This window comes from Paenibacillus validus NBRC 15382 (assembly GCF_004000985.1).
GTDB lineage: Bacteria > Bacillota > Bacilli > Paenibacillales > NBRC-103111 > Paenibacillus_G > Paenibacillus_G validus.
Map to the genome: position 1 here is coordinate 1 of NZ_BIMH01000101.1, position 4855 is coordinate 4855.

The following is a 4855-nucleotide window of genomic DNA, read 5'->3' on the forward strand; positions in this document are numbered from 1 at the left end:
CGGCGGCATTGCGCGCTCGCCGCGGACCGGCTGAGCGTCGAGGCCGGAGGCCGCGCGATTGTGCGCGGCGTCAGCTTCGCGCTGCCCGCCGGAAGTGTCGCCGCGCTGATCGGCGAATCCGGCTCGGGCAAAACGACGCTGGCCCGCGCCTTGTATGGCCTCCTTCCCGCTGAGGCGTTGAAGGGGGAGGCCTGGATCGCCGGCAGGCCTATCTACGGAATCGCGGAAGGGCCGGCGATGAAGCGCTGGACGGATGCGGCCTTCATCTTTCAGGACCCTCGCCAAAGCTTCAATCCGCTGCTTACGCTCGGCGCGCAGTTTTCCGAGGCGATGCGGAGGAATCCGGCGCAGGGCCGCGAAGGGAAGAAGGCGGCGCAGGCTGCCGCTGCCGCCGCGCTGCGCGAGGTACAGCTGGACCCGAAGCTGCTGGGAAGCTACCCGCATGAGCTGAGCGGGGGCATGCTCAGCCGGGCGCTCATCGCGCTTGCGCTGATCAACAGGCCGGGCGTGCTCATTGCCGACGAGCCGACAGGCGCGCTCGACCCGATTGTGAAGCGGGAAATACTGGAGCTGTTGACGGCGAAGGTTCGGGAGCACGGGATGACGCTGCTGCTGATCACCCATGATCTTCAGGCGGCGGAAGCGGTAGCGGACCGCATCCTGACGCTTGCCGGCGGGGAGCTGACCGAAGACCGGCGCGTGGAACGGAAGCTCGGCTAGAGGCATGAAGCTCCTTCCTCCGCCGGGCCGGAGGTGTCCGCCTTTCCTCGCCTGTCCGTTGGAAACGGGGATAGGACAGGCAAAGGGGAAGGCGCGCGCAGCGCGGTTTCTTCCGGCAGTGTGACAGTGCAGGCGGAAGTAAAAGGAAAGGAGTCCGGAAGACGATGCTGGATGTGATCGAGGTAAGTAAGCGCTTTGAGGGGCGCAAGCAGGGCACGGACGCCCTGATGGACGTTTCCCTGTCTGTGGAGCGGGGGGAAATCTTCGCGCTGATCGGGGAAAGCGGCTCGGGCAAGTCGACACTGGCCGAGTTGATCGTGGGTCTGCAGCAGCCGACCCGCGGCGTCGTCCGCTGGCGGGAGGAAGCAGCGGCGGAGCGCGCGCCGGACAGCCAGGCGGCAGGCCGTTGCTCCGAACGGTCTGCGTGTCTGTACGCCGGAAGAGCGGCATCCGCAAACGCGCGGTCCCGGGTGCAGATTGTGTTCCAGAATCCGGATCGATCGATGAATCCGTATTGGAGTGTACAGCGCATTGTCACCGAGCCGCTGCTGCTTAATGGCGTAAACCGGACCGAGGCTGCGGCCAGGGCCAGCGAGCTGCTGGAGCAGGTCCGCCTCCCGCAGGCGCTGCTGGATCGGAAGCCTGCCGAATGCTCGGGCGGCCAGAAGCAGCGCGTCGCGATTGCGCGCGCGCTGGCCTTGTCCCCGCGGTTGTTAATCGCCGACGAGATTACCTCGGCGTTGGACCCCGGGACGGAACGGGAGATTTTGCAGCTGCTTCTTGCGCTAAGAGACGAACGACGGATGTCGATCCTGTATATCACGCACCGGCTGGAGACGATCGGCGGCTTCGCCGATCGTCTGGCGGTCATGAAGGACGGGCGGGTGGTCGAGACAGGGGAGACGGAGGAAGTGCTGGAGGCGCCGAAATCAGCCTATACGAAGCAGTTGCTGGCTGCCTGCTTATACCCGTAGCTGCTTGGGGGCGAAGTACTGCTGCATTTCGCGGCAGAACGACTCCTCAGCCTCGGTAAGCCGGGCGTCCTTGCGGATCACAAAGCCGTTCTTGCGGCGAATCTGGATGGAAGCGACCTGGCTGACGGCGAGCTCGCCCCGCCTCACTTCCTCCCGGATGACGGGATAGGGAAGGAACGCGATACCGAGTCCGGCCTTGATCGCCTGCAAAATGACCGTGAAATTGCTCATTTGCAAAAAACGCACCTGGACGTTGAAACGCTCCAGATGGGTTTGAATATATTCGCTGATATAAAAGCTTTGCGGCAGCAGGACCGTAGTCTGATGCAGATCGCGGCTGTACAGCAATTTTCGTTCGGTCCACGGATGGCCGGCCGGTATAACGAGCGGAAGCTCGTCTTCGAACAGCTCGTAGGCGTCGAAACGGCTGTATACGGCCTCGTCCTCGGGATAGATGGGGAGGAAGGCGACGTTGGTTTTGCCCTCCAGCAGCGCCCGCTGCAAATCGGTGTAACAACTGGCATAGACCTCCAGAAGCTGCTCCGGAAACGCCTTGTGATAATGCGACAAAATGTCCGGCAGGTAGTAGTTGGCAATGTACTGGCTGATATAGACGGACAGGATGCTTTCCTGCCTTCGAAGGGATTGCTGGACCTTCTCGCCGGCTTCCCTTAGCAGGCGGGTCACTTGTCTAGTGTAATCCAGCACGATTTTCCCCTGCTCCGTCAGCTGTACCTGTCTGCCTTTGCGCTGGAACAGCGGCGCGCGGAACTGCTCCTCCAGCTGCAAAATATGGTGGCTAATCGTAGGCTGCGAGCAGTGAAGCCGCTTGGCCGCCTCCGTAAAGGAACCGCATTCGGCGAGGACCAGAAAGCTTTCCATCCTCTCGATTGTTTTCACAAGTATCCACCTCGTCAAGCATCTTGCGTAGGAACGCTTATTTTCACCACATTATATTTGATAATGATTCTCATTGTCAACAGCTGTCGAATCATCGAATCATCTATGCTGTCTTCTCCGGCCGCAAACCGAAGCCGCCTGCCAGACCGTCGAACCTGCGGTCTTGAGCGCGCAAAACCGAAAGCGAGCATAACTCGTGCTGGGACAGCTGCGGTCATCTACCGCTTGCTGAAGGATGCTAATTGAATCAAATAATGTGGAAAAACCTCTCGGGAAGCAGTTTGCTTAACCTCAAGCTGCACCGAGAGGTTTTTTATTTGAAAATGTGTCTCAGCTTAAGTTAAAAATCAAGTGAATCCGAGTATCATAACACCCTGTGTCAACGAACACACACTTTCAATTCATGAATGGATTGAGGGGGCTTTTGTGTCAGGAAAATGATGGGGGCAGTATTGTTTCATTATTGAGGGTTAATTTGTGTCAATGGTGTAAGGCGAAACGAACATAGATCCTTAATCGTGTAGATGATTCGATTGCCGTTTTTTTGTGTTGCAATATAAAGTATAACTGTATATAGTATAACTATATAGTTTGACGATATATAGTCATGCGATATAAAGTTTTTTACCAGGAGGGTAAGCATGGAAAGAGATAAACACTTGCCGTTGACCGAAACCGTTTATTACATTCTGTTGGCCGTGGTCGAACCGGCGCACGGTTATCTAATCATGCAGAAGGTGGAGGAGCTCAGCGGCGGGCAAGTTCGAATGGCCGCGGGTACCCTGTATGGCGCGATTGAGAATCTGGTAAAGCTGAATTTCATTCAGCCTGTGGCCAGCGAGGACAGCCGCCGCAAGGTGTATGCCATTACCAACAAAGGGTTGGAGATTCTGCTCCTTGACCTTGAGCGAATGAAGCACATGATTGCTGTGACGACAGATCGATTGAAATGAGAATGGAGGAACCGCGAATGAAAAAATATAAGTTCTTTACTAACTTCGACGAAGAAGAAAACTGGTTGAATGACATGGCAAGGCAGGGTTACCGATTCACAAAAAAGACGTCGTTCGGTTATGAATTTGAACCTGAAAAGCCAGAGAATGCAACGATAAAAATGGATTACCGCACCTTTAAAAAGCGGGAGGATTTCGAGGATTACTGTGCTTTATTTGAGGACAGTGGCTGGGAACATATCACGGGAACGAAAAGCTCGGGATATCAATATTTTAAGAAAGCAGACAAACAGGGAAGTGAAGAGATCTTTTCGGATGTCGATTCCAAAGCCGGCCGGTATAAGCGGCTGTCGGATATGTGGGCTGCGTTAGCTTGTTCCTTCATTCCTATACTGGCGGCACTCATTTCTACTGACGCGATCGATCCAGGAGTATTGCTTGATCCGAAATCGCTATATTATACTCCGGGATTATGGGATTTAAACGGAGCGGCTTTCTGGAGGGGCTTTCTCTTCGAAACGCCATTCTCCCTGTTTAGAGGCTTCTTCTGGCTAATCTTTCCGGTTATGATAATGACATATCTGTATTTCGCATTTAAGGCAAATAAACAATATAAGAAAACGCAAGAAGATAAAATCACCCGCAAATAAATACAACCGCCCCGATGCAGATTCATGTCTGCATGAGAGCGGCCTGCTGCCAGGAATAAATCGAGGATTGATTAAGCTATAGATTATGGTAGTTTTATGAAAGGAGGGAATAAAGATACTCCTTGTAGAAAAAAATGGACTATATGTAGACCGCAAAGTGAAAGTTCTCTCAGCACAAGTTAGAAGTTGTCGACTTGTTAGAACAATAATACCTGCAGCAGACGTCAGGTGGTGCCAACGAAGGCAACGAGCTTTTGGGGGTGATTAAACCGTTGGATCTCACCAACCTCAGAGATAATCGTTGCCGCGATTTTTCTCCGATACCGGGGATGGATTGGATAATCAGCATCTATTTGCTTTTCGAGGGTCGATAGATGCTCAACAAATGATATCTATCCTCGAAGATACTTACATGCTCGATGATAAACTCCTTGGTCTCAGGACTGTATGTATATCCCCTCTATAATCCTATTTTTCAAAATGACAAGCATATTGCCAAAATTAGTATTATGATGAGAGTTAATCCAGAAGTGATCATGTCTAAACGGGCTTTGATCGATCTGATAAATAATAAACCTGGAACTGGTGTGTTTTTATCATCGGGCTTTTTTATATTGCGATTTTGCAAAGCAGCCAACAACCAGAATTATTACAAGCA

General features: G+C 53.4%; 6 protein-coding genes and 1 pseudogene. 5 read left to right on the forward strand and 2 right to left on the reverse strand.

Annotated elements, in window-relative coordinates; translation table 11 throughout:
* Window positions 1-60: 60 nt before the first annotated feature.
* Window positions 61-720 carry an ABC transporter ATP-binding protein gene (locus PVA01S_RS26105; RefSeq protein ID WP_236595890.1) on the forward strand — a complete coding sequence of 220 codons (660 nt, stop codon included), beginning with the start codon at window positions 61-63 and terminating at the stop codon, window positions 718-720.
* A gap of 164 nt (window positions 721-884) precedes the next feature.
* Window positions 885-1694 (forward strand): ABC transporter ATP-binding protein, encoded by an 810-nt coding sequence (locus PVA01S_RS26110; protein ID WP_127610802.1) that lies wholly within the window; start codon window positions 885-887, stop codon window positions 1692-1694.
* On the opposite strand, the gene PVA01S_RS26115 is transcribed toward PVA01S_RS26110, so the two are convergent.
* Window positions 1683-2594 (reverse strand): LysR family transcriptional regulator, encoded by a 912-nt coding sequence (locus PVA01S_RS26115; protein ID WP_236595889.1) that lies wholly within the window; start codon window positions 2592-2594, stop codon window positions 1683-1685. The genes PVA01S_RS26110 and PVA01S_RS26115 overlap by 12 nt on opposite strands.
* Before the next feature lie 641 nt (window positions 2595-3235).
* On the opposite strand from PVA01S_RS26115, the gene PVA01S_RS26120 reads away from it, so the two are divergent.
* Window positions 3236-3547, forward strand: coding sequence for a PadR family transcriptional regulator (locus tag PVA01S_RS26120; protein ID WP_054796201.1), 312 nt, complete (start codon window positions 3236-3238; stop codon window positions 3545-3547).
* Between the two features lie 17 nt (window positions 3548-3564).
* The gene (locus PVA01S_RS26125; RefSeq protein WP_127610803.1) at window positions 3565-4197 is read left to right on the forward strand and encodes a DUF2812 domain-containing protein; all 633 of its coding nucleotides are present in this window, start codon (window positions 3565-3567) and stop codon (window positions 4195-4197) included.
* Window positions 4198-4430: 233 nt separating this feature from the next.
* Here the strand turns inward: PVA01S_RS26125 and PVA01S_RS27460 are convergent.
* Window positions 4431-4589, reverse strand: a pseudogene (locus tag PVA01S_RS27460) (transposase); the annotation flags it as partial.
* A 39-nt stretch (window positions 4590-4628) separates the two neighbouring features.
* Here PVA01S_RS27460 and PVA01S_RS27085 point away from each other — a divergent pair.
* Window positions 4629-4855, forward strand: a 227-nt coding sequence (locus PVA01S_RS27085) for a hypothetical protein (RefSeq protein WP_218029674.1), incomplete at its 3' end; no start/stop codon positions are given.